Origin of the sequence: Xanthobacter autotrophicus (genome assembly GCF_005871085.1) — a bacterium.
Lineage (GTDB): Bacteria > Pseudomonadota > Alphaproteobacteria > Rhizobiales > Xanthobacteraceae > Xanthobacter > Xanthobacter autotrophicus.
This window is the reverse complement of record NZ_VAUP01000035.1, coordinates 69,780-94,326: the sequence shown is the minus strand read 5'-3', so window position 1 is coordinate 94,326 and position 24,547 is coordinate 69,780. Positions and strand designations below refer to the sequence as shown.

22 protein-coding genes are annotated in these 24,547 nt (G+C 66.9%); 5 read left to right on the top strand and 17 right to left on the bottom strand.

Annotation, left to right across the window (positions count from 1 at the left end; translation table 11 throughout):
• Positions 1 to 32 precede the first annotated feature (32 nt).
• The 5 genes from FBQ73_RS16435 to fabA all read right to left on the bottom strand — a co-directional run bounded on the left by FBQ73_RS16435 (position 33) and on the right by fabA (position 4,978).
• Positions 33 to 923, bottom strand: a complete 891-nt coding sequence (locus tag FBQ73_RS16435; RefSeq protein ID WP_138400576.1) for a cation diffusion facilitator family transporter — start codon at positions 921 to 923, stop codon at positions 33 to 35.
• A 335-nt stretch (positions 924 to 1,258) separates the two neighbouring features.
• Entirely contained in the window at positions 1,259 to 2,062 is an 804-nt protein-coding gene (locus FBQ73_RS16430; protein WP_138400575.1) for a bestrophin-like domain, read from the bottom strand.
• Positions 2,063 to 2,205: 143 nt separating this feature from the next.
• A complete protein-coding gene (fabI, locus tag FBQ73_RS16425; RefSeq protein ID WP_138400574.1) occupies positions 2,206 to 3,054 on the bottom strand; it encodes an enoyl-ACP reductase FabI in 849 nt (282 codons plus the stop codon).
• A 106-nt stretch (positions 3,055 to 3,160) separates the two neighbouring features.
• A complete protein-coding gene (fabB, locus tag FBQ73_RS16420; RefSeq protein ID WP_138400573.1) occupies positions 3,161 to 4,384 on the bottom strand; it encodes a beta-ketoacyl-ACP synthase I in 1,224 nt (407 codons plus the stop codon).
• A 54-nt stretch (positions 4,385 to 4,438) separates the two neighbouring features.
• Positions 4,439 to 4,978: a 3-hydroxyacyl-[acyl-carrier-protein] dehydratase FabA gene (fabA, locus tag FBQ73_RS16415; RefSeq protein WP_138400572.1), complete on the bottom strand. Its 540-nt coding sequence runs from the start codon at positions 4,976 to 4,978 to the stop codon at positions 4,439 to 4,441.
• Positions 4,979 to 5,335: 357 nt separating this feature from the next.
• Between fabA and mscL the strand changes: the two genes are divergently transcribed.
• On the top strand, positions 5,336 to 5,752 hold the full coding sequence (gene mscL, locus FBQ73_RS16410; protein ID WP_170218947.1) for a large conductance mechanosensitive channel protein MscL: 417 nt from the start codon (positions 5,336 to 5,338) through the stop codon (positions 5,750 to 5,752).
• Positions 5,753 to 5,770: 18 nt separating this feature from the next.
• Here the strand turns inward: mscL and FBQ73_RS16405 are convergent, their stop codons facing one another.
• The 4 genes from FBQ73_RS16405 to FBQ73_RS16390 all read right to left on the bottom strand — a co-directional run bounded on the left by FBQ73_RS16405 (position 5,771) and on the right by FBQ73_RS16390 (position 11,737).
• Positions 5,771 to 6,844 (bottom strand): quinone-dependent dihydroorotate dehydrogenase, encoded by a 1,074-nt coding sequence (locus FBQ73_RS16405; RefSeq protein ID WP_138400570.1) that lies wholly within the window; start codon positions 6,842 to 6,844, stop codon positions 5,771 to 5,773.
• Between the two features lie 7 nt (positions 6,845 to 6,851).
• The gene (locus FBQ73_RS16400; RefSeq protein ID WP_011995736.1) at positions 6,852 to 7,550 is read right to left on the bottom strand and encodes an orotate phosphoribosyltransferase; all 699 of its coding nucleotides are present in this window, start codon (positions 7,548 to 7,550) and stop codon (positions 6,852 to 6,854) included.
• Between the two features lie 248 nt (positions 7,551 to 7,798).
• Positions 7,799 to 8,011, bottom strand: coding sequence for a hypothetical protein (locus FBQ73_RS16395; protein WP_138400569.1), 213 nt, complete (start codon positions 8,009 to 8,011; stop codon positions 7,799 to 7,801).
• 225 nt (positions 8,012 to 8,236) lie between these two features.
• Complete coding sequence (locus FBQ73_RS16390; RefSeq protein WP_138400568.1) at positions 8,237 to 11,737, bottom strand: PAS domain-containing hybrid sensor histidine kinase/response regulator; 3,501 nt, start codon at positions 11,735 to 11,737, stop codon at positions 8,237 to 8,239.
• Positions 11,738 to 12,061: 324 nt separating this feature from the next.
• Between FBQ73_RS16390 and FBQ73_RS16385 the strand changes: the two genes are divergently transcribed.
• On the top strand, positions 12,062 to 12,874 hold the full coding sequence (locus tag FBQ73_RS16385; protein WP_138400567.1) for a 2OG-Fe(II) oxygenase: 813 nt from the start codon (positions 12,062 to 12,064) through the stop codon (positions 12,872 to 12,874).
• A 102-nt stretch (positions 12,875 to 12,976) separates the two neighbouring features.
• Here FBQ73_RS16385 and FBQ73_RS16380 read toward each other — a convergent pair whose 3' ends face one another.
• Complete coding sequence (locus FBQ73_RS16380) at positions 12,977 to 13,669, bottom strand: alpha/beta hydrolase (RefSeq protein WP_138400566.1); 693 nt, start codon at positions 13,667 to 13,669, stop codon at positions 12,977 to 12,979.
• Positions 13,670 to 13,853: 184 nt separating this feature from the next.
• Entirely contained in the window at positions 13,854 to 14,354 is a 501-nt protein-coding gene (locus FBQ73_RS16375; RefSeq protein WP_138400565.1) for a MarR family winged helix-turn-helix transcriptional regulator, read from the bottom strand.
• Between the two features lie 152 nt (positions 14,355 to 14,506).
• Between FBQ73_RS16375 and FBQ73_RS16370 the strand changes: the two genes are divergently transcribed.
• Positions 14,507 to 14,935: an organic hydroperoxide resistance protein gene (locus FBQ73_RS16370; protein ID WP_138400564.1), complete on the top strand. Its 429-nt coding sequence runs from the start codon at positions 14,507 to 14,509 to the stop codon at positions 14,933 to 14,935.
• A gap of 109 nt (positions 14,936 to 15,044) precedes the next feature.
• Here the strand turns inward: FBQ73_RS16370 and rpoN are convergent, their stop codons facing one another.
• The 5 genes from rpoN to FBQ73_RS16345 form a co-directional block, all read right to left on the bottom strand.
• Complete coding sequence (gene rpoN, locus FBQ73_RS16365; protein ID WP_138400563.1) at positions 15,045 to 16,607, bottom strand: RNA polymerase factor sigma-54; 1,563 nt, start codon at positions 16,605 to 16,607, stop codon at positions 15,045 to 15,047.
• Between the two features lie 61 nt (positions 16,608 to 16,668).
• Entirely contained in the window at positions 16,669 to 17,565 is an 897-nt protein-coding gene (gene lptB / locus FBQ73_RS16360; RefSeq protein WP_210236798.1) for an LPS export ABC transporter ATP-binding protein, read from the bottom strand.
• A 240-nt stretch (positions 17,566 to 17,805) separates the two neighbouring features.
• The gene (locus FBQ73_RS16355) at positions 17,806 to 18,492 is read right to left on the bottom strand and encodes an LptA/OstA family protein (RefSeq protein WP_138400562.1); all 687 of its coding nucleotides are present in this window, start codon (positions 18,490 to 18,492) and stop codon (positions 17,806 to 17,808) included.
• Positions 18,489 to 19,385, bottom strand: a complete 897-nt coding sequence (locus tag FBQ73_RS16350; RefSeq protein ID WP_138400561.1) for a hypothetical protein — start codon at positions 19,383 to 19,385, stop codon at positions 18,489 to 18,491. Before FBQ73_RS16350 ends, FBQ73_RS16355 begins: the two co-directional genes overlap by 4 nt.
• A 233-nt stretch (positions 19,386 to 19,618) precedes the next feature.
• On the bottom strand, positions 19,619 to 20,239 hold the full coding sequence (locus tag FBQ73_RS16345) for a ribonuclease D (RefSeq protein WP_138400560.1): 621 nt from the start codon (positions 20,237 to 20,239) through the stop codon (positions 19,619 to 19,621).
• Between the two features lie 156 nt (positions 20,240 to 20,395).
• On the opposite strand from FBQ73_RS16345, the gene FBQ73_RS16340 reads away from it, so the two are divergent.
• Complete coding sequence (locus tag FBQ73_RS16340) at positions 20,396 to 20,881, top strand: CVNH domain-containing protein (protein ID WP_138400559.1); 486 nt, start codon at positions 20,396 to 20,398, stop codon at positions 20,879 to 20,881.
• A gap of 79 nt (positions 20,882 to 20,960) precedes the next feature.
• Here the strand turns inward: FBQ73_RS16340 and ilvD are convergent, their stop codons facing one another.
• Positions 20,961 to 22,814, bottom strand: coding sequence for a dihydroxy-acid dehydratase (gene ilvD / locus FBQ73_RS16335; protein ID WP_138400558.1), 1,854 nt, complete (start codon positions 22,812 to 22,814; stop codon positions 20,961 to 20,963).
• A 240-nt stretch (positions 22,815 to 23,054) separates the two neighbouring features.
• Here ilvD and FBQ73_RS16330 point away from each other — a divergent pair, with 240 nt between their 5' ends.
• Positions 23,055 to 24,467: a pyridoxal phosphate-dependent decarboxylase family protein gene (locus FBQ73_RS16330; RefSeq protein WP_138400557.1), complete on the top strand. Its 1,413-nt coding sequence runs from the start codon at positions 23,055 to 23,057 to the stop codon at positions 24,465 to 24,467.
• Positions 24,468 to 24,547: the final 80 nt, after the last annotated feature.

The following is a 24,547-nucleotide window of genomic DNA, read 5'->3' as shown; positions in this document are numbered from 1 at the left end:
TGAAGCCGGGCCCCGCCGTTGCGGGCTTTCGGTTACAGCACCACCACGCCGCGGTGCTTGGCCTCGTCTTCCGGCTCCACATGGATGGTGATGACCGCGTCGTCCATGTCCTGCTCGAAGGCATGCTCGATGCGGTCGCAGATCTCGTGGGCCGCAGCCACCGTCATGTTTCCCGGCACCACCAGGTGGAACTCCACGAAGGTGATGCGCCCGGCATGGCGGGTGCGCAGGTCGTGGGCCTCGATGGCTCCGGCGGCGTGGGTCGAGACCAGCTCCTTGATGCGCGCCACCACATCCGGCGGCGGCGCGGCGTCCATGAGGCCGCCGACGGATTCCTTCATCATCCCCCAGCCGGTCCACAGCACGTTGAGGGCGACGAGGCCGGCCAGCAGCGGGTCCAACTGCGGCCAGCCGGTGACCGGCACCAGCACAAAGCCGGCGAGCACGGCGGCGGAGGTGACCACATCCGACATCAGGTGCTTGGCGTCGGCGATCAGGGCCGGCGAGCGATAGGCCCGGCCGACGCGCATCAGGATGACGTACCACACCACGTTGACAACGGTGGCCGCGCCGTTGAGCAGCATGCCCTTCACCGGCTGGTCGGGCAGGGTGGGATTCTGGAAGCCGTTATAGGCCTCGCGCATGATGGTGAGGGCGGCGATCACCACCAGCACCCCTTCGATCACCGCCGAGATGTATTCCGCCTTGTGGTGGCCGAACTGGTGGTTGTCGTCGGCCGGCCGCGAGGACACCTGCAGCGCGATGAGCGCCGCGCCGGAGGCGGCCACGTTGATGATGCTCTCCAGCGCGTCCGACAACAGAGCCACCGAGCCCGTCACCCACCACGCCAGCGTCTTGAGGCCCAGCACGATGATGCCGACGAGCACGCTCGCCGCCGCCACCCACAGCGTCTTGCGGCTCATGTCCGACTCCTGTCCGTAAAAGGCCGGCGCCGCCGATATGCGTCGCGCATCGCCGTCCGCATCGCCCGCAGTCCGCGAGGACCTTCACCGCGGGTGCGGAAAGCGTGCCTGTGGAGCACCTTCCGACCGGGACGGATTGCCCGCCAGTTTGAAGCTGCGCAAATTCAATGAGTTGGGCGTATGCCCGGCCCGGAGCGATCCAGCAGCAAAACCGCTGCGCGCTTTTGCTGGAATTGCTCTAGCCTTTGGGGGGGTGCAGTGCAACGCCCATGTGGTCGCTGGACCGCTCATCCCCGCTCGCCAGCCCGGCCGGCGCCGAGGCCGCTGCGGGCCCCTTACTTCACCATGTGCTGCAAGGCCTTCTGCATGGCATCTGGAGGTATTATTATAATTCCTTCGAAAGGGGTGCTCATCTCCAGGATGAGGAAGATGGCGCCGCCCAGGGAGAGGGCGCACAGCAGGAACACCGATACCGAAACCGCATTGATCGGTGAGAACAGCCCGAAGCTCATGAAGATGAAGGTGAGCCAGACAATCAGCACGACAGTGAAGATGGAGGGCACCTGGGTGGCGCTCTCCTCGATCAGCACCCAGCGCAGTGCCGACAGGGATTTGTAGCGCTCGACCGCCTCCGACCTGAGATCGTTCTGCTCCGGGGTTTTCGGGTCCAGGGCGCGGATCAGGCGCCCGACCTGGGACAGTCGCGCCTCGGAAACGTCGCTGGTGACGCGCACCTGGGTGGCTGGCCCGGTCCCGACCTGTCCGGGTTCGGCCGGCAGGGGTTCGATCTGCCCGGGCCAGGTTTCATCAAGGGCATGGCTTGTATAGGCGCGCAGGGCCGCGCGGGCGGCATCGGCGTCGGGCCCATAGTGCCGGAGCGCCACGTCGAGGGTAATGAGATAGGTGGCGTATTGCTGCACGTCGCGGCTGGTGGAATCGAAATTCCCCTTCACCGACGCGGTCATGAGGCCGAGGATCAGCGAGGCCATGGCCGCCACCATGCCGACCCCGAGCTTCACCGCCTCCTGGGTCTCCTTGGAGAGGTGCTGCTCTTTCAGCCGGCGCGACGCCCACATGCCGCCCATGGCACCGCCGAACAGACAGACAAAAACGAGCCCGGCGATGACCAGCGAATCCATACCCCTACCACCTCAGCACGTGGCGATGGCGTTCCTGGTGTCGGAACGGTCCGCGCCGATAGGTAGCGCTCCGGCGCGAGAGGTAAAGGGTCAATTGCGCCGGACGCAGCGTCAGCCGAGGCGGAACTCGGCGCCGGCCGGCGCTACTCCGCGGCCTTCACCGGCGCTTCGGCGGCAAGCTTGGCCTCGGCGTCTTCCTGCTGCTTCAGCACGTCGGGATGCGGCATGGACATGATGTTGTAGCCGGAATCCACGAAATGGATCTCGCCCGTCACGCCGCCCGACAGCTCGGACAGCAGGTAGAGGGCCGAGCCACCCACCTCTTCGATGGAGACGGTGCGGCGCAGGGGCGCGTGGCGCTTCTGGTAATTGAACATGAGGCGGGCATCGGCGATGCCGGCCCCGGCCAGCGTGCGGACCGGCCCCGCCGAAATGGCGTTGACCCGGATGCCGGCCGGCCCGTAGTCGGCGGCGAGATAGCGCACGGAAGCTTCCAGCGCCGCCTTGGCCACGCCCATCACGTTGTAATTGGGCATCACCCGGGTGGAGCCGCCATAGGTCAGGGTGACCAGCGACCCGCCGTTTGGCATCAGCGCGGCGGCACGCTTGGCGATCTCCGTGAAGGAGAAGCAGGAGATGACCATGGTGCGGGAGAAATTCTCCCGGCTGGTGTCGGCATAGCGGCCCTTCAGCTCCGACTTGTCGGAGAAGGCCACCGCATGCACCAGGAAGTCGATGGCGCCCCAACGCTCCTTGAGCGCCGTGAACACGGCGTCCACGCTGGCGAGGTCTTCCACGTCGCACGGCAGGAGGATGGAGGAGCCCAGGCTCTCGGCCAGCGGCTTCACCCGCTTGGCCACGGAGTCGCCCTGATAGGTGAAGGCGAGTTCCGCCCCCTGGCCGGCCAAGGCCCTGGCGATGCCCCAGGCGATGGAATGGTCGTTCGCGACCCCCATCACCAAGCCACGCTTGCCCTTCATCAGGTCCTGCATCACCAACCCTCTCGCGTCTGAGACGCCGATAGCAGACCGCGCGGGCCGGCACCACGGGACGACCCTTCACCTTTCATGACCGACCCTGACCAGGGCGGTCGTCCGGTCACGCATCCACGTGCTTGAAGACCAGCGACGCATTGGTGCCGCCGAAGCCGAACGAATTGGACAGCACCGCGCCGAGCTTCACATTGTCCTGCCGTGCGCGGACGATGGGCATGTCGGCGAACACCGGGTCCAGTTCCTCGATGTTGGCGCTCTCGCAGATGAAGCCGTTCTGCATCATGAGGAGGCAGTAGATGGCTTCCTGCACGCCGGTGGCGCCCAGCGAGTGGCCGGTCAGCGACTTGGTCGCCGAGATGGGCGGACACTTCTCGCCGACGCCGAACACCTTGCGGATGGCCTCGATTTCCGGCGGATCGCCGGCCGGGGTCGAGGTGGCGTGAGGGTTGATGTAGTCGATGGGCAGGTTCACGGTGGACAGGGCGAGGCGCATGCAGCGCTCGGCGCCCTCGCCCGAGGGAGCGACCATGTCGTAGCCGTCGGAGGTGGCGCCATAGCCGGCGACCTCGCCATAGATCTTGGCGCCGCGGGCCTTGGCGTGCTCCAGCTCTTCCAGCACCAGCACGCCGGCGCCGCCGGCGATGACGAAGCCGTCGCGGTTCACGTCATAGGCGCGGGACGCCTTGTGGGGCGTGGCGTTGAACTTGGAGGACATGGCGCCCATGGCGTCGAACAGGCTGGAGAGGGTCCAGTCCAGCTCCTCGCAGCCGCCGGCGAAGACCACGTCCTGCTTGCCATACTGAATCTGCTCGTAGGCGTTGCCGATGCAGTGGTTCGACGTGGCGCAGGCCGACGAGATGGAATAGTTGACGCCCTTGATCTTGAACCAGGTGGCCAGCGTCGCCGATGCGGTCGAGCTCATGGCCTTGGGCACGGCGAACGGGCCGATGCGCTTGGGCCCCTTGGTGCGGGCGATGTCCGCCGCTTCCACGATGGTGCGGGTGGACGGGCCGCCGGAGCCCATGACGATGCCGGTGCGCGGGTTGGATACCTCGGACGGCTCCAGCCCCGAATCGCGGATGGCCTGGTCCATGGCCACGTGGTTCCAGGCGGTGCCGCCGCCGTGGAAGCGCATGGCGCGGCGGTCCACCACCTCTTCGGCGTTCAGCGTCGGCGCGCCCTGCACCTGGCAGCGGAAGCCGAGCTTGGCCTGATCCTCGGCGAAGGATATGCCGCTCTTGGCCTCGCGCAGGCTGGCGAGCACCTCTTGCGTGGAGTTGCCGATGGACGAGACGATGCCCATCCCGGTGACGACGACGCGCCGCATGTCAAATCCCCATTGGAAAGCAGCAATATGGCTGCGGATCGTGGCGGCGCCTTGTCAGGCGCCCACGGGTCCCGCTGCCGGTGCCGCATCGGCCTGGAACAGGCCCACCTTCAGATCCTTGGCGCGATAGATGATGGTGTCGTCCGCCGAAAGCCAGCCGTCGGCGATGCCGAGCACCAGCTTGGAGCGCATCACCCGCTTCAGCTCCACGCCGTAGACCACCTTCTTCACGTCGGGCAGCACCTGGCCGGAGAATTTCAGCTCCCCGAGCCCCAGCGCCCGCCCGCGCCCGGGCGAGCCGAGCCAGCCGAGGAAGAAGCCCACCATCTGCCACATGGCGTCCAGGCCCAGGCAGCCGGGCATCACCGGGTCGCCCTTGAAGTGGCAGCCGAAGAACCACAGGTCCGGGTTCACGTCGAGCTCGGCGCGCACGAAGCCCTTGCCATGTTCGCCGCCGGTCTCGGAAATTTCCGCGATGCGATCGAACATCAGCATGGGCGGCAGCGGCAATTGCGCGTTCCCGGCGCCGAACAGCTCGCCACGTCCGCAGGCGAGGAGATCTTCATATGCGAAGCTGGTTTGCCGGTCCGCCATTCTCAAGCGTGTCGCCATTCTGCCCGGAGGGGTTGACCCGTGAGGGGCCCCTTGGGGTGTTGCCGAAGAGCCCGAAGACCCGCCCCCGTCATCGGCGGCGGGCACTCCCTAACATAGGGACGGGCGCACTCAAAGTCATGAAAGCGTCACGCCATACGCAACGGCGCCGCAACCGCGCGATCCGTTTGGCTGGAAGTGGTTGCACTCGGGGCTGAAGGGGGAATTGCGCTCCGGGCGTGAACCCGGCCCGGTCCGCCGCGTTGCCTGCCTGCGGTACCCTTGGCGCCGCGCCATGGCGTGGCGTAAGGAATTCGCCCAAGGGTGCGATCTGAAACGGCTCGGGAGACGGACATGCCGGTGTTGAAGGAATTCAGGGAATTCGCGGTCAAGGGCAATGTGATGGACCTCGCCATCGGCGTGATCATCGGCGCGGCCTTCGGCAACATCGTGTCGTCCCTGGTCGGCGACATCTTCATGCCGGTCATCGGCGCGGTGACGGGCGGCCTGGATTTCTCGAACCACTTCATCCCCCTGTCATCGGCGGTCACAGCCGACAATCTGGTGGACGCCAAGAAGCAGGGCGCGGTACTGGCGTATGGTTCCTTCATCACCATCGCCATCAACTTCCTGATCGTGGCGGGGGTGCTGTTCCTGGTGGTGCGGACCATCAACACCCTGCGCCGGGCGGAGGAGAACAAGGCAGCACCGGCGCCGAGCCGCTCCGAGGTCCTGCTCACCGAGATCCGCGACCTGCTTGCCAAACGCCCGGGCTGACACGCGCGGGCTGAGCCCTCAGCGCACGTCCACGCCCACCGCGTCGGCGATGGATGAAAAGCCGTCCGCCTTCAGGCGGGCGGCCAGGTCCGTCTTGATCCGGGCCACGAGGCCGGGGCCGTGGAACACCAAGGCGGAATAGATCTGCACCAGGCTCGCCCCGGCCCGGACCTTGGCATAGGCGTCCGCCCCGGAAGCGATGCCGCCCACGCCGATGATGGGCAGCCGGCCGCCCACAAGGCGATAGAGCGCCCCGAGCCGTTCGGTGGAGAGGGTCAGCAGCGGCTTGCCGGAGAGGCCGCCGGTCTCGTCCTTGAACTTGCTTTGCAGGCTCGGCGGGCGCGACAGGGTGGTGTTGCCCATGATGATGCCGTCCACGCCGGTGGAAAGCGAGGCTTCCGCCACGTCGGCCAAAGCCGCATCGTCGAGGTCGGGCGCGACCTTCACCAAAAGGGGGGTGCGCGCGGCGGGATCGGGCATGGAGGCGTTGCGCACGCCGATGACGTGGGCAAGCAGGGTTTCCATCTCCGTCCGGGCCTGGAGCGCCCGCAGGCCCGGCGTGTTGGGCGAGGAGATGTTGCACACCAGGTAGTCGGCGAGGCGGCAGGTGGCGGAGACGCCGGCGCCGTAGTCCTCCAGCGCGTCCTCGCTCTCCTTGTTCTTCCCGACGTTAGCGCCGACGATGCCGCCCTTGCCCCCCGCCCGGCGTTGGCCCAGCCGGAAGATAAAGGGGGCAAGGCCCTCGCTGTTGAAGCCGAAGCGGTTGATGACCGCCTCGTCCTCGTCCAGCCGGAACAGGCGGGGCAGGGGATTGCCCGGCTGGGGGCGGGGGGTCACCGTGCCCGCCTCCACGAAGCCGAAGCCGAACTTGAACAGGGCGTCCGCCACCTCGCAATGTTTGTCGAACCCGGCGGCCAGGCCCACCGGATTGGGGAAATCCAGCCCCCACACCCGCGTCGCCAGCACCGGATCGTCAGGGCCTCCCGACAGGTCCGGCACGAGGCCGCTCTTCAGCACGCGGATGGACAGGTGGTGCGCCTGCTCCGGCGTGATGAACCGGAACAGGGGCTTGAGGACGCCGTAGAGGTCCATCAATGCGTCACTCGCCAGTGACGGCGGTGCCGCCGTGGGCCTTCGACCAGGAGTGGGGATCGTGGAGGAAGGATTCGATCTCGGCGATCTGGGCGGATTCGAAGCGGTTCATGGTCTTCACCGCCGCCAGCACGTCCCACCAGGTGGCGAGGCGGTGCAGACTGAGCCCGGCCTGGTCGAAGATGCCCGAGGCCTCGGCGAAGATGTCGTAATAGAAGAACACGAAGCAGTGCGAGCACTCGGCACCGGCCTCGCGCAGGGCGTTGACGAAGGTCACCTTGCTCTTGCCGTCGGTGGTGAGATCCTCGACCAGCAGCACCCGCTGGCCGGGGGCCAGGTGTCCCTCGATCTGGGCGTTGCGGCCGAAGCCCTTGGGCTTCTTGCGCACATACTGCATGGGCAGCATCAGCCGGTCCGCCACCCACGCCGCGAACGGGATGCCCGCCGTCTCGCCGCCGGCGACCGTGTCGAACTGCTCGTAGCCGATCTCGCGGAAGATGGTGGAGATGCCGAAGTCCACCAGCGTCTGGCGTACGCGGGGGAAGGAGATGAGGCGCCGGCAGTCGATATAGACCGGGCTCGCCCAGCCGGAGGTGAAGATGAACGGCTCGCCGGAGGAAAAGCGCACGGCCTCCACCTCCAGCAGCATCCGCGCGGTCTGCTCGGCGATGGTGGCCTTGTCCGGAAAAGCAGTGACGTTCGCCATGGCGGCCCTCGGTGGCTCGATTATGTGACGCGCATATATCAGAGCCGCGGCCCAATGCGACAGCGAAGGCGCCGCAGGTGGGCAAATCAGCCGCAGGCTTTGGGGAATGTGTCGCGGGTGGGGCAGGGGTGCCGCGGGCTCGGAGCGTGTGCCGCGGGCGGGTCGGTGTTTCCGGGTGGGCCGCGCCGGTTGTGCCCGGGTCGCGCGCCGGGCGGCGCGCGCGTCCTGTGGGTCAGGCCGTCGCCGCCTCAGCCCTCGCCACGCCGTCCGGGCTTGCCGATGCCGCTCACGTCGAATTCCAGCCCGTCGGCGGTATAGCGCGGGTCCGGGCCGGTGCCCGCCCCTTTTGCGGCTCCTTTGGTGCCACGACCCAGCAGGCCGAGGGCAAGACCCATGCGCCGCTTGCGGGCGGCGATTTCTTTCCGCAGCGGGAAGACGGGAACGTTAATCGTGATCGTCATAGCCACGCTCCAAAAGTATATCGCGCGTTCAAGTCAGCATGGATCAGTTACAAACTTTAATAAAATAGTAACATTTCCATGCCCCGAGGGCGTGCTTCTATGGCACGGCCACATAACGCTGGCTGAAGGCGGCGTTTATTGGGCGTTCATGCGGATGAACGAGGGCTTAACCCGGACGGTCCGCACCTGTTGCAAAACGGCCGCGTGCGGAGTGCCCGTAAGGGCTTATTCGGCGGCCGAGCGGGCGAGCCGCCAATGGGCGAGCAGGGCGCGTAGCGCCGCCGGTTTCAACGGCTTGTTGAGGATTTCCATGTCGGCCGCGCGGGCCGCGTCGCGCACCTTCTTGGTGCGGTCGGCGGTGATGAGCACGGCCGGCAGTTTCCCCAGTTTCCACCTCAGGGACATGACGGCGTCGATGCCGTGTCCGCCATCGAGATGGTAGTCCACCAGCGCCACGTCCGGCTTCTTGCGCTTGAGCCGCACCGCTTCCAGGGCGCCGGCGGCGCTCGGCGCGGTGATGACCTCGCACCCCCAGCCGGTGAGCAGCATTTCCATGCCTTCGAGGATGGCCGGCTCGTTGTCGATGGCGAGGATGGTGAGGCCGTCCAGCTGCGCGCCGCGGCGCGCGGGGGCGGGGGTCGCCTGCGGCTCCTCCGGCATGGAGACGGCCACCGGCAGGTCGACGCTGAAGGTGGAGCCCTGCCCCGGCTGGGAGGTGACGGTCACCTTGTGCTCCAGCACCCGGGCGATGCGCTCCACGATGGACAGGCCGAGGCCCAGCCCGCGCGCCACCTTGGCGCCCTGGTCGAGGCGCTGGAACTCCTGGAACACCACCTTGTGCTTGGAGCGCGGAATGCCCACCCCGGTGTCATGCACCTCCACCCGCAACCGGCCGGCGTGGCGGCGGCAGCCCACCAGAACGCGTCCGCGCGGGGTGTATTTCACAGCGTTGGAAATGAAGTTCTGCAACAGGCGCCGCAGCAGCCGCCGGTCCGAGCGCACGGCCAGCGAGCACGGCACGAAGGTGAGTTCCAGGTTCTTTTCCCGCGCCAGCGGCGCGAATTCCATCTCCAGCGGCTTCAGGATGTCGGCGAGGCGGAACGGCGCGATCTCCGGCCGCATCACGCCCGAGTCGAGGCGGGAGATGTCGAGCAAGGCGGAGAGGATCTCCTCCACCGATTCCAGCGAGGCATCCACGTTGCCGGCGAGCCGCTCCTCCTCCGGTCCCTTGGCGCGCTCCACCATGGCGGTCACGTAGAGGCGGGCGGCGTTGAGCGGCTGGAGGATGTCGTGGCTCGCGGCGGCCAGGAAGCGCGTCTTGGAGATGTTGGCTTCCTCGGCCTCGCCCTTGGCCTTCTCCAGCGCCTGGTTGAGGCGCTCCAGTTCCTCGGTGCGCTCACGGACGCGGCGCTCCAGGTTTTCGTTGGCGCGCTCCAGCGCCAGCGCGTCCTCCACGCTGGCCGTGATGTCGGTGAAGGTGACGGCGAGGCCGCCGTCGGGCATGGCGTCGGATCGGGCCTCGATCACTGCGCCGCGCTGGTGCAGGCGCTCGGAGAAATCGGGGCTGGGGTGGGCATAGCGGGCGATGCGCGCGCCCACCCCCTTCACCTCGTCGTCGCCTGGGGCGGAGGCGAGGATGTCGGTGAGCGGCACGCCCACGGCGTAGCATTCGGCGGGCAGGTCGAGCATCTGGCCGAATTGGCGGTTCCAGCATACCAGGCGCAGGTCGCGGTCGAACACGGCAATGCCCTGGCGCACATGGTCGATGGCGCTCTGCAACAGCTCCCGATTGTATTGGATGGCGGCGGAGGCATCGTCGAGCAGCTTGAGGGCCGCCTTGGTGGAGACGGTGCGCTTGCGCAAAAGCAGTGACAGCACGATGCGCGAGGAGGCCGCGCCCACCGCCGAGGCGAGCAGATGCTCAGCGTAGCGCACCATGCCGGCGTCCGCCTCCCGGTGGGGATCGAGGATGAAGCCGTGCTGGCGGGCATAGTTCTCGAAGGCGGCGCGGGCCCGCTCGGTGCCCAGATAGCGCTCCACCGTGGCCATCACCTCGCCCAGCGTTACCGAGGAGCGCCAGCGCAGGAAGGCCGGGCGCATCTGCCCGCGATCGCCGCCGCCGGCGAACAGGCGAGCCTGCACCCGCTCGATCTGGCTCGGCTGGGTGAGGAAGGATACCACCACCAGCACCAGCGTGTTGATGCCGAGGCTCCAGGCCACCCCATGGGCCAGCGGCGTGGCGGAGAGGCCGAGCAGCGCCGTGGGCTTCAGCAGCCACAGCCCGAACGGGCCGTTCTGCACCACGGTGGAGGAGATGAGGCCGGCCTCGGCGAGGCTGGGCACCAGCAGCGTATAGGCCCACAGGGCGCTGCCGCTGAGGATGGCGGCGATGGCGCCAGTGGCGGTCGCCCGCTGCCACAGGATGCCGGCGGCGAAGGCCGGACCCACCTGGGCGATGGCGGCGAAGGATAAAAGGCCGATCTGGGCCAGTTGCGCGTCGCCGGTGATGCGGTGGTAGAGATAGGCGGCCAGCACGATGACGAAGATGGCCACCCGCCGCACCATGAGCAGCAGGCTGGTCATGTCGTCGGGCGGGCCGCTGTCCGCCTTCGCGGCGCGGTGGCGCAGCAGCAGGGGCATCACCAGGTCGTTGGAGACCATGATGGCGATGGCCACCGATTCCACGATCACCATGGCGGTGGCCGCCGAGAGCCCGCCCACGAAGGCGAGCAGGGCGATGGTGTCGAAGCCGGCGGCCAGCGGCACCGCCAGCACATAGACGTCGCTGTCCACCATCTGCAGCGGAAACAGCGTCATGCCGGCGAGGGCGAGCGGCACTACGAACAGGTTGATGAGCACCAGGTAGAGCGGGAACAGCCAGCGCGCCCGGCGGATCTCCTCCTCGCCCTTGTTCTCCACGACCGCCACGTGGAACTGGCGCGGCAGCAGCATGAAGGCGCCGCCGGAGAGCACCATCATGGTCAGCCAGTTGCCGAGCGGGAAGCCGTGTTCGAACGGCGCGGTGACGCCGGCTTCCCGCGCCGCGTACCACAGCTCCGCCGGGCCGTCGAAGATCAGGAAGGTGACGACGATGCCCACGGCGAGGAAGGCCGCGAGCTTCACCAGGGACTCGGTGGCGATGGCGAGCATCAGGCCGTCCTGGTGCTCGGTGGCGTCGGTATGGCGGGTGCCGAACAGGATGGCGAAGGCGGCCATGGCGCAGGCGACGAACAGGGCGAGGTCGCCCACCACGGTGCCGCGCCCGTGCTCCCCTGCGTAATGGCCGAGCATGGCCACGAGGGAGGCCGACACCGCCTTGAGCTGCAGCGAGATGTAGGGAATGGCGCCGACGATGGCGACGAGCGCCACCAGCGCTGCGATGCCCTGGTTCTTGCCGTAGCGCGCCGCGATGAAGTCGGCGATGGAGGTGATGTTGTTGGCTTTGGCGAGCCGCACCACCCGCATGAAGACGGGGGCGCCCACGGTCATCAGGATGATGGGGCCGAGATAGATGGTGAGGAAGTCAAAGCCCTGGGTGGTGGCGAGCCCCACCGAGCCGAAGAAGGTCCAGGAGGTGCAATAGACCGCCAGCGACAGGGAATAGATCATGGGCCGTGGCGCGCGCCGCACCGCCTTCGGCCGCAGCCGGTCGCCATAGCTCGCGATGGCGAACAGGAAGCCGATGTAGGCCAGCGCTGCGAAGATGACGACCGAGGCCCGAAGCATGTCTCCCGTCCGGCGGCCCGATCAGAAGCCTGCCCGTCTGCTTGTTTTCATTGAAGCCAACTCATCACTCGCCGCCGGCCTTGTCCAGCGCGGGATTTCCCGGTGAAGCGACCGCCGGACAGATCGAAGGCGGCGGCGCTCTAGCCAAAGGTTGTAACAGGCGCCTAAAGGTCTTGAGCAGTTTGCAAAATATCGCTCAAGCCGAGATTTTTCAGGCGTTCATTCATAAAAATTGCAATCCTGGATTTAATTCCGAGATGTCATATGATATTTTGGGAAATGCCGTTCGGCATAACTGGTATTGGGCCTGTCAGGGGGAATCCAATGCATGATCGTGTTTCGTTGTCTAAGTTTATCGTCGCCCGCGTGCGGGAAGAGTTCGATCGTGCTCAGCGGCAATACGAATCCAGTATGCCAATCCGAAATTTCGTTGTGGACGATGTTCTCCCGGTGGATGTGGCCCTTGCGATCCACGGGAAATTTCCGTCCGGGGAGAATATGCGGCTCAATAAATCTCTCCGGGAGCTGAAGTTTATTTCTGCGCAGATGAATGAGCATGACAGGCTTCTTGAGGAGTCGATCTATGCCTTCCAGGAGCCGGAGGTCGTTCAAATCATCAGCGATATCGTCGGCAAGCACGATATGGTGCCGGATGACAATCTTTATGCCGGTGGCATCTCGCTGATGGCTCCGGGACATTTCCTCAATCCGCATCTCGATAATTCACACGACAAAGATCGCAAGCTTTGGCGCAATCTCAACCTGCTTTTCTATGTGTCGCCCGACTGGCCCGAGGACAAAGGCGGAAATCTCGAGCTTTGGCCGGATGGTCCGAAGCAGAAGCAGATTAAGATCCACTCCAAATTCAATCGTCTGGCGGTGATGGAAACCCATCATCGGGCGTGGCATTCGGTCAGCCCGATCACCAACACGGCGAGCCGCTGCTGCGTGTCGAACTATTATTTCGGCCCCACGCCCATGCATCCGGAGCAGGAATTCCACGTCACCTCGTTCCGCGGTCGTCCGGAGCAGCCGGTGCGGGACATTGTGTTGCAGGCCGATATTGCTGCGCGGTCCGCCGTGCGGGCGCTGTTTCCGCAAGGCGCGGTCGAAAACAAGCACAAGTATATCAAGTAGCGGCTCGGGCCGTACCCGCCTGAGATCTGGTGTGGCGCTCCGGTCTCGTGGCGCAGAACTCCACCGGCGGGAGCGCGCGCGCTCCCGCACTCTTTGGCCGGTCTACGGTGACAGGAAGAAATCCACCGCCAGCCCCACCACTGGGGGCTGCCAGGCGTGGGGGCCGTTGTATTCCATGGTGGTCACGTCGTAGCCGGCGTCCTTCAGCAAGGCCGTGTGCATCCGCGCGCTCCGCTCGATGGGGATCTGCTCGTCGTGGACCCCGTGGGAAATGAAAATGCGCGGCGCGCCCTGTTGGCGGTGCACCGACATGAAGCCGGCGGACGAGGCGATGACGTGGGTCACGAAATGCCCGTTGGTGAGGCCGAGGGACAGGGCATAGCTGCCGCCGTCGGAATGGCCGGCGAAGGCGATGCGTCCGGGATCGACGGCGAAGCGCGCGGCCACGGCCGCGAGGGCCATCTCGACGCGCTCACGATCCGGTCCATTGCCGGCGATCACGATGTCCCAGGTGGGAAAGGCCGATTGCGGCACCAGCAGCAGGAAGCGACGGCGCTGCGCGTGGGCCTCCATCATGGGCAGGATCTTGTCGGCGCTGCCCCCGCCGCCGTGGAACAGCACCATCAGCGGCACCGGCGCGCCGGTTGCCGTGGTCTCGCTCAGCCCCTCCGGTACCACCAGCACTGCGTCGCGCTCGGTGGCGATGCCCAGATCGTGCCGGCCGGGTGGCAGCGGTGGCAAGTCCGGCGGCGTGGGATCGAAGGCGATGTGTCCGACGAGATTGGAATCGAGCATGACCAGGCCCTGAATGAGCTTCTTATATTTGGTCTACCGTATGCCAGCCGTCAGATGAAGCCCCATCTCATGGGGCGCAGCGTGATCCATCGGCATTTTGCCGCCGAAGGAGTCCAGGTCGCTCGCTCTCCCGTCGCGCCGGATTCGCGGATGGGCACCATGTCGCGGCTGCGCGCAATTGGTTTCAGCCCTTGCCGGCGGCGGCCTTCTCCAGCGCAACGCGCAGGGCGGTGACGTCCTTCTGAAGTCGCTCCGCGTCAGCCAGATCCAGGCCGGTGGCTTTGAGGATGCATTCGGGGATGGTGCGCGCCTGTTCCCGCAGCGCTTCGCCCTGGGCGGAAAGGCGTACCCGCACCACCCGCTCGTCCGCCGGATCGCGGCTGCGGGTGACGAACCCAAGGGCCTCCAGCCGCTTCAGCAGCGGCGTCAGGGTGCTGGATTCCAGCCCCAGTTTCTCGCCGATGCCGCCCACCGTCTGGTCTTCCTTCTCCCAGAGCGCGACCATGACCAGATATTGCGGATAGGTCAGGCCGATGGCGTCCAGAAGCGGCTTGTACACGCGGGTGAAGGCGTGACTCGCCGCATAGAAGGAAAAGCACAGGAGATGGTCCACGGGGATCAGGGCTGGCGTCGGTGCGTCCGTCAGGGGCGGGCTCGATATTGGCTTGGCATTGTCTTGGGGCATGGCGGTGACCTTAGGTCTCAGACGGCAAATATAATTTGTGCGCGATATAATCGCAACCGCTTGACGCGTCGGATAGGTCCGGATATAAAGATCGTACACGAATTAATCGTGTCGACTATTTATAGCCGCGACATCTCAGCAGGAGCCGTCCCATGCCCGTGAATGTTCTCTACAGCACCTCCGCCCGCGCCACCGGTGGCCGCGACGGCCATTCCGCGACCCTCGACGGGGCGGTGGACGTGAAACTCTCCACCCCCAAGGAACTGGGCGGCGCCGGCGGCGATGGAGTAAATCCCGAGCAGCTGTTCGCCACCGGCTATGCGGCCTGTTTTCTCGGTGCCATGAAGTTCGTGGCCTCCCAGGGCGGCAGCGCTAAGGTGCCCGCGGATGCCACCGTCACCTCCACCGTGGGCATCGGCCCGCGCTCGGAAGGCGGCTTCGGCCTGGAGATCGCGCTTGAGGTGTCGCTGCCGGGCGTGGACCGGGCGGCCGGCGAGGAGCTGATCGCCAAAGCGCATCAGGTGTGCCCCTATTCGAACGCCACCCGTAACAATATCGACGTGAAGCTCAGCCTGGCTTGAGCCGCGCGGCCGGGAGGACGTTCCCCTCCCCGGCGGGAGAGGCTGACCGGGGTTGTTCCCCGGTTTCAAGGGGTCTGTGGACCTCTTGGCGGGCTTCAGCTGGCGTCCCTCAGCTGGCCTCGCTGCGCAGGGCGATTTTCTCGCGGCGGCGCTGGACCGAGGAGGGGATGTTCATGCCCTCCCGATACTTCGCCACCGTGCGCCGGGCGATGTCGATGCCGGCTTCCTTCAGCTTCTGCACCAGGGTGTCGTCGGAGAGCACGTCGTCCGCGCTCTCGGCCTCGATGAGCAGCTTGATGCGGTGGCGCACCGCCTCCGCCGAATGGGCCTCGCCGCCGCCGGAGGCGGAAATGGCCGAGGAGAAGAAGAATTTCATCTCCACCACGCCGCGCGGGGTGGAGATGTATTTGTTGGAGGTCACCCGCGACACGGTGGATTCGTGCATGCCGATGGCGTCCGCCACCGTGCGCAGGTTCAGCGGCCGCAGATAGCGCACGCCGTGCAGCAGGAAGGCGTCCTGCTGGCGCACGATCTCGCTCGCCACCTTCAGGATGGTGCGCGCCCGTTGGTCCAGCGAGCGCGTCAGCCAGCTGGCGCTTTGCAGGCATTCGGCAAGGAAGCTCTTGTCCTCGGCCGAGCGCGCCACCTTGGCCACTGTGGCATGATAGGTCTGGTTCACCAGCACCCGCGGCAGGGTCTCGGAATTCAGCTCCACCAGCCAGGTGCCGTCCTTGCCTGCGCGCACATAGACATCCGGCACCAGCGGATGCACCACGCCGGTGCCGAAGGCGAGGCCCGGCTTGGGATCGAGCCGTCGGATCTCGCCGATCATGTCGGCCAGGTCCTCGTTGTCCACGGCGCAGACCCGCTTGAGCGCATTGCGGTCGTGCCGGGCCAGAAGCTCCAGGTTCGCCACCAGCGCCTGCATGGCGGGGTCGAAGCGGTCCCGCTCCCGGAGCTGGATGGCGAGGCATTCGGCAAGGTTGCGCGCTCCCACGCCAGACGGCTCGAAGGTCTGGATGAGCTTCAGCATGGCCTCCACATCGGCGCGCGCCACGCCGAGCTGCTCGGCCAGCTGGTCGAGGTCGCCGGTGAAATAGCCGGTCTCGTCGATGAGGCCGATGACGTTGACGCCGATGAGCCGCCGGGCCGGATCGCTCACCGCCACCGCAAGCTGGGCCTCCAGATGATCGGCCAGCGTCATTTCGGCGGTGAGGAAGGCTTCCGGATTGTAGTCCTCGCCGCGCTCGCCGCCGCCCCACTCGCCGGTGGAGGGGCTCTGGCCGGTGGAGCCGCCGCCGGAGGCGCCGCGGTCGGCGGGGGCGTCGTCGGGGAAAACATTGCCGAGATCGGTGTCGAGGCGGGTTTCCATGGCCGCCCGGCTGGGCTCCATGTCGCCGGGCATCCAGTCGCCGGAAACAGCGGCTTCGGGCTCGGGGGCGGGGGCGTCGTCGCGCTGGGCGGTCTCGGAGGGGGTCTCGCCGCTGGCGGCGTCGGCCGGGCCGTCGCCCTCGGTGATGCGCTCCAGCAGCGGATTGCGCTCCAGCTCCGCCTCGACGTACGCGACCAGCTCCATGTTGGAGAGCTGCAGCAGCTTGATGGCCTGCATCAGCTGCGGGGTCATCACCAAAGACTGGCTCTGGCGGAATTCCAGCTTGGGGCTCAGCACCATGGCGGAAGCCTCTGCCGACAGGGACCGGGCCGGGCGAGCGCGGGCCGGGGCGAAGCCGTAGTCATAGCCGGAACTCCTCGCCGAGATACAGCCGCCGCACGTCCGGGCTGGAGACGATGGATTCGGGATCGCCCTCCATCAGAACCGAGCCGGAATGGATGATGTAGGCGCGGTCGATGAGGCCCAGGGTCTCGCGCACATTGTGGTCGGTGATGAGCACGCCGATGCCGCGTGAGGTCAGGTGGCGCACCAGCGCCTGGATGTCGCCCACTGCGATGGGGTCGATGCCGGCGAAGGGCTCGTCCAGCAGCATGAAGGAGGGCTGGCTTGCCAGTGCGCGGGCGATCTCGAGGCGCCGTCGCTCGCCGCCCGAGAGCGCGATGGAGGGCGACTTGCGCACATGGGTGATCTTGAATTCCTCAAGGAGGGCTTCGGTCTCCTCGCGGCGGCGGGCGCGGTTTGGCTCGGTCACCTCGAGCACGCCCATGATGTTGTCCTCCACCGAGAGGCCCCGGAAAATGGAGGCCTCCTGCGGCAGGTAGCCGACGCCGAGACGGGCGCGGCGATACATGGGCATGGGGGTGATGTCGTGGCCGTCCAGCTCGATGCGGCCGCGATCGGCCTTCACCAACCCGGTCACCATGTAGAAGCAGGTGGTCTTGCCGGCACCGTTGGGGCCGAGCAGGCCCACCGCCTCGCCGCGGCGGACGTTGAGGCTCACGTCGCGCACCACCTGCCGGCCGCCGTAAGACTTGGCGATGCCGAAGGCCGCCAGCGCGCTGGTGGAATCGAAGGGCTGGGTGTCGCGGCCGTCACCATCAAGGCCGGCGTAGCGGGACTCGTCCCAGCCGTCGTCCTCGTCCCACCGACGCGTGTCGCGCGGCGCGCCGCTGTCATTCCGGTGGGTCGTACCGCCGGACCTCGTCTTAGACTTGCCGAACATGGACAGGACGTTCAACGCGACCTCCGCACCCCGGCCCCCAGATTGGAAGGTTTAGAACGTCCTCGCCAGGGATGCAACGTTTCCATGCAAAATACGGGCCGCAGGGCGCTCCGCTCCGATGCGTGGCGGGCCGCGGGTCGGCGCAAATCGCGTAGGCGATTGATAAAACAGCAGAAACTGAGGGATTGCGTGGCGTCTTTGCCAGCTTCTGGTTACCGGCTTGCGAAATTCAACCGGAGCGCGCGTTCGATTTCGTCAGCGACGGGGCGCCTGTCCCTGGTCGGGCTTGGGCGGGGTATCCTGCTTCAGGCTGCCGGGAACGATGAGGCTCTCCACCCGCCCGCCCTCGAACTTGGACACGCCGGAAACGAGATCCACCACCAGCTTCTGGCCGCGGATCACGTTGGGGCCCTGGGTGAGGACCACGGGCTTGCCCACCAGGGTCACCGTGTTGGTCTTCATCTCGAACACGCCGCTGTCGCCGGTGGCGGTCTGCTCCTTGGTCTTCACCACCACGCCGCCCACGGCTTCCAGCTTGCGGATCTGGCCCTTCTGGGACGGATCGACGCCGGTTGCCTGCTCGCCGGCGGGCTGGCCGCCGGCCTGCTGGGCCACGGAGCCCTCGTAATAGACCATGAGGTCCTTGGAGCGCAGCGTGGTGTCGCCCTGGGTCACCAGCACATTGCCGGAAAACACCGCGACCTTGTCCTTGTCGCGCACCTCAAGGGAATCCGCGTTGATGCGTACCGGCTGGTCGCGGTTCTTGGCAAAGCCCTGCAGCGCGTTGGGCACGTTGGAGGTCTGCGCCACAGCGATGCTTGACGTTGCAACAACCAGAAGGGCGGCGCCGGGCGCCGCGACGAGCATGGCCGCCGCCGCGGCCTGGGCGAGGCGCCCGGCGCGGAAGGCGAGGCCGGTTCGGTCCTGGGACTGGCGGATCATGGGTTGGACACCGGGCGTCGCGGGGGAAGGGGAGTGGGCTGGGCGGCGGGCGTGGCGGGAACCGATCCCACCGCGTCGCCATGGGGTTTGGCGGGTGTCCCGGCCGGCGAGCCTGCCGGCGGGGCCGCCTCGCCCGACTTCTGGCCCGGCAGGTTGGACATGCGGAAATCCAACTGCACGTTGCCTTCGAACAGGGCCCGCGTGCCACGATCGCCCACGTGCAGGCGGTCGGCCACCAGCTTGCCGTCGAGATAGGTAAAGACCACCGGCTTCTCGGTGGCGATGGTACCGGCCTTCACGTCCACCTCGGCGTCGTGGAGTTGGCCGCCATAACCGCCGTTCATGGCGAGGTCCACCCCGTCGCCCAAGGTGATGAACTGCTTCTTGGTATCGAAGGTGCCCACCTTGGCGGAAACCTTGGCCCAGCCCTTGTCGGTCATCTCCAGCCGCGCCTCGATGTCGGTGAGGTCGATGAGGTCCGGATGGGTCAGGTCCTGTGTGGCGGTGCGCGCGGTCACGCGGTAGCCGCGATTGTCGTCGGTGAAGCCGGAGAGCTTGGGCAGCTCCATGGTGAGGCGCGAGCCCGAGAGGGTGAGGTGTCCGATCTCGAACGGCAGCTCGATGGACAGCTTCAGCTGCGACAGGATGGAAACGGCGCCGATGCCGACCACCGCCACGACGATGGAAAGCGGCAGCAGGCGCTTGATCCAGCGCACGCGCTTGCTGTGGCGGCGGGCGCTGGAAAAATCCGGGCTCGGGCGCTGCTCAAGACCGCTGTCCTGGTCCGTGTAGTCCCGGAAGGTCGGGGTCGCTTCCAGACGCGCATCCTGATGCGCAGCCGCTGGCACGGTCCCTTGCCGGTCGAAATCGTTTGGCGACACGTGTCGGTTCATGGCCCTGTTCCGGCGGCGGGCCAATCCCGCATGCGCCTTTCATGTTGAGCTGAGATACCGTTTCGCCGATCAGGTCGTTCTGGCTGACCGGGACGGGCTCTCACAGGCCTCAAGCCACAGGGCCGGCCGGCGCGTCGCCCCACGCACGCGGTCAAAGTGTCCGAAATGGCGCGCTGGTGCAAGGCCCGGAGCTAAGGCGTTGTCAGCGCACGTTTTTGATAAAGATTGCCGGCTCAGGAGTGCGCGAAGATATCGTCTTCCGCCCAGCCCGAGAGGTCCAGGGCCGCCCGCGCCGGCAGGAAGGCGAAGCAGGCGGCGGCGAGCCCGGTGCGGTTCTCCCGCGCCAGCATCTCCTCCAGCTTCGCCTTCACCGCATGCAGGTGCAGCACGTCGGAGGCGGCGTAGGTGAGCTGGGCGTCGGAGAGGTCCTTGGCGCCCCAGTCCGAGCTTTGCTGCTGCTTGGAGATGTCCACGTTGATGGTCTCGCGCAGCAGGTCCTTCAGCCCGTGACGGTCGGTGTAGGTGCGCACCAGCCGCGAGGCGATCTTGGTGCACCACACCGGCTGCGGCATCACATGGAAGGTGTGCTGGAGCACCGCGATGTCGAACCGGCCGAAATGGAACAGCTTGGTGATGGCGGGATCGGCCAGAAGGCGCGTCAGGTTCGGCGCGGTGGTCGCGTCAGCGCCCTGCGGGATCTGCACCAGGTCGGCGCTGCCGTCGCCGTTGGACAGCTGGACCAGGCACAACCGGTCGCGGAAGGGGTTGAGCCCCATGGTCTCGGTGTCGATTGCCACCACGGGTGCGGCGACGAAGTCCGCGGGCAGGTCGCCGCGATGCAGGCGAATGGTCATCGGTGCGTCTTTATCTTTCTGGATCGCCACGGCTTTTATCGAAGCGGGGGGGCGCTGTCGATGGCCGTGCTGCGCGCGTGCCGTACCGGACACGACGGCTGTGCGTCCGCTGATTCGCCGTGGTAGAAGGGCGCGCCTTTCCACAGGGGGGAAAACATGAAGCGAAATGTCGTCGTCGCGGGCCTGTTCGGTCTGCTGCTGGCGCTGGGCTGGATGGTCTCAGCCGGCGAAGCCATGGCCCAGCCGGTGCCGGGGGGCAGTTATCTCAACAGCTGCAACAATGTGCAGGTGCGTCGCGGGCGCGATCTTACCGCCTTCTGCGCCACCCGTCGCGGCAATTGGGTGCAGACCCGGCTCAACGACTTCCCGAGCTGCCGGGGTGACATTTCCAACCAAGACGGCCAGTTGTGGTGTGTCCGTGGCCGGCCCATGCCGCCGCCCCCGCCCCCCGGCCCCATGCCGGCGCCTCCCGGTTCCTATCAGCGCACCTGCCGCAATGCCTTCGTGGGTCCGGACAATGTCCTGCGGGCGCAGTGCCGCGTGGGCGGCAACCTGTTCGTGAACTCCTCGGTGAACATGCGCTATTGCTGGGGCGCGCGGGACATCGCCAACTTCAACGGGCAGCTGACCTGCACACGTTGATTGGCACGCGACCGAACCACCTGCACCAAGCAAAAAGGGGCGCCGAGGCGCCCCTTTCCTTTGGCGGGTCTCGTCGTGATCAGCGCCGCAGGCGGCTCACGTCGCGCACCGCGCCGCGGGCGGCGGAGGTGGTGAGCGCCGCATAGGCCTGCAGCGCCTGGGAAACCACGCGCTTGCGGTTTTCCGGCTGCCACGCCTTGTCGCCCTTGGATTCCATCACGGCGCGGCGCTCGGCCAGCACCTCATCGGACACCGCCACGCGGATGATGCGGTTCGGGATGTCGATCTCGATGGTGTCGCCTTCCTCCACCAGACCGATGGCCCCGCCTTCCGCCGCTTCCGGCGAGACATGGCCGATGGACAGGCCCGAGGAGCCGCCCGAGAAGCGCCCGTCGGTGACCAGCGCACACGCCTTTCCGAGGCCCTTCGACTTCAGGTAGGACGTGGGATAGAGCATCTCCTGCATGCCCGGCCCGCCGCGCGGTCCCTCGTAGCGGATCAGCACCACGTCGCCGGCCTGGATGCGCCCGGTGGACAGGATGGCTTCCACCGCCGCGTCCTGGCTCTCGAAGATGCGGGCCTTGCCGGTGAACTTCAGGATCGAGGCGTCCACGCCGGCCGTCTTCACGATGCAGCCGTCCAGCGCGATGTTGCCGTAGAGCACGGCGAGGCCACCGTCCTTGGAATAGGCATGGGCCACGTCGCGGATGACGCCGGTCTCACGGTCGAGGTCGAGGTCGTCCCAGCGGCGGGACTGGCTGAAGGCCACCTGGGTAGGCACCCCGCCCGGCGCGGCGCGGAAGAAGGTGGCGACGCTCTCGCTCTTGGTGCGCTTTACGTCCCAGCGGTCCAGCGCGTCGGCCATGGTGGCGGCGTGCACGGTGGGCAGCTCGGTGTGGATGAGGCCGCCGCGGTCCAGCTCGCCGAGGATGGCCATGATGCCGCCGGCGCGGTGCACGTCCTCCATGTGGATGTTGGCCACCGCCGGCGCCACCTTGCACAGCACCGGCACCTTGCGCGACAGCCGGTCGATGTCGGCCATGGTGAAGGGCACCTCGCCCTCGTTGGCGGCGGCGAGCAGATGCAGCACCGTGTTGGTGGAGCCGCCCATGGAGATGTCCAGCGTCATGGCGTTCTCGAACGCCTTGAAGGAGGCCACCGAGCGCGGCAGCACGCTGGCATCGTCCTGCTCGTAATAGCGGCGGGCGAGGTCGACGATGAGGTGGCCGGCCTCCACGAACAGCCGCTCGCGGTCGGCGTGGGTGGCGAGCGTGGAGCCGTTGCCCGGCAGCGCCAGGCCCAGCGCCTCGGTGAGGCAGTTCATGGAATTGGCGGTGAACATGCCGGAGCACGAGCCGCAGGTGGGGCAGGCGGAGCGCTCCATCACCTGCACGTCGGCGTCGGTGACCTTGTCGTCGGCCGCCGCGATCATGGCGTCGATGAGGTCCACCTTCTTCTCGCCGGTGGAGAGCAGCACCTTGCCGGCCTCCATGGGCCCGCCGGAGACGAACACCGCCGGGATGTTGAGGCGCATGGCGGCCATCAGCATGCCGGGGGTGATCTTGTCGCAATTGGAGATGCACACCATGGCGTCGGCGCAGTGCGCGTTCACCATATATTCCACGCTGTCGGCGATGATCTCGCGGGACGGCAGGGAATAGAGCATGCCGTCATGGCCCATGGCGATGCCGTCATCCACCGCGATGGTGTTGAATTCCTTGGCGACGCCGCCAGCCTTCTCGATCTCGCGAGCCACCAGCTGGCCAAGATCCTTCAGGTGCACATGGCCTGGCACGAACTGGGTGAAGGAGTTCACCACGGCGATGATGGGCTTGCCGAAATCCCCGTCCTTCATGCCTGTGGCGCGCCACAGGCCGCGGGCGCCGGCCATGTTGCGACCGTGGGTGGAGGTGCGGGAGCGGTACTGGGGCATGTCCTCTCTTGCCTCTTATATGTTGTGGTGCGCGATGGCCCTCGGCCTGGCGCGTTCAGCTGCCGGCCGTCTTAGAACCATGTGGGCCGGCGTGAAAGGCCTTTGATGCGACACTCTATCACGGCTTCCGCCGCGCCCGTGATCACGAGGGCGGGCACCGGCCTGCGGCGTGGCGCGGGTTTTCCAGCCCGGCTGAAGTCGGCTATGTCCCGGCCCAAGGTCGAAAGATAGGACAATATCATGAAGGGGGAGGCGTTCCGCCATTGGGCGCTGGTGGCGGCGAACTGGGCGGCGGACTATCGCGCGGGCCTGAAGAACCGCCCGGTGCGCGCCGGCACCAAGCCGGGGGAGATCGCGGCCCAGTTGCCGACTTCCGCGCCGGAAGAGGCAGAGCCCATGGCCGACATCTTCGCGGATTTCGAGCGCATCCTGGTGCCGGGCATGACCCATTGGCAGCACCCGCGCTTCTTCGCTTACTTTCCGGCCAATGCCAGTCCGGCGAGCGTGATCGGCGAATTTCTCTCCTCCGCCATGGGCGCCCAATGCCTGCTGTGGCAGACCTCCCCTGCCGCCACGGAGCTGGAGATCGTGGCCCTCGACTGGCTGCGCCAGGCGGTGGGCCTGCCGGAGGGCTTTTCCGGCGTGATCCAGGATTCGGCCTCCTCGGCTACCCTGTGCGCCTTCCTCACCATGCGCGAGCGGGCGCTGGGCTTCACCGGCAATCGCACCGGGCTTTCGGGCCGCCCGCAACTGCGGGTCTACACCTCCAGCGAGGTGCACAGCTCCATCGACCGGGCGGCATGGTTCTGCGGCATCGGCGACGACAATCTGGTGCGCATCCCCACGCAAGGCCCGCTCAGGAGCATGGTGCCCGAGGCGCTGGAGGCGGCCATTCAGGCCGACAAGGCGGCAGGCTTCGTGCCGGCCGGCGTCGTCGCCTGCGTGGGTGGCACCAGCACCGGCGCCATGGATGACGTTGCGGCAGTGGTGGAGGTGGCGCACCGCTATGGCCTGTTCGTCCATGTGGATGCGGCCTGGGCGGGTTCGGCCATGGTGTGTCCCGAATTCCGTCCCCTGTGGGCGGGGGTGGAACAGGCCGATTCCATCGTGCTGAACCCCCACAAATGGCTCGGCGTGCAGTTCGACTGCTCCGCCCATTTCCTCCGGAGCCCTGACGACCATCTGGCGACGCTGGCCATCCAGCCGGAATATCTGAAGACCCATGCCCATGATGGCATCGTCAATTTCAGCGAATGGACCATCCAGCTGGGCCGCCGCTTCCGGGCGCTGAAGCTGTGGTTCGTGCTGCGGGCCCACGGGCTTGAGGGACTGCGGCAGATGATCCGCAACCATGTGGGCTGGTCGCAGGCGCTGGCCGCGCGCATCGCGGCGGAGCCAGGCTTCGCGCTGGCCTCGACGCCGGTGCTGTCCCTGTTCGCCTTCCGCCACGATCCCGGCGACGGACGCGACGGTGATGCCCACATGCTGGCCCTGCTCCAGGCCATCAATGATGGCGGGCAGCTCTATCTCACCCCGACCCGGGTGGACGGCCGCCTCGCCATCCGCTTTCAGGCGGGGTCCATGGAGGCTACTGAAGCGGACGTGGACGCCGCCTTCGACATCATCCGCGAGACCGCCCGCGCCTTGTCCTGAGTGGGGCTCATACTTGCGGCCCGTGAGCTTTGCTCATGGGCCATAGGTCAAGCCCATGCGGCGTTTGAGCGGACCCATTT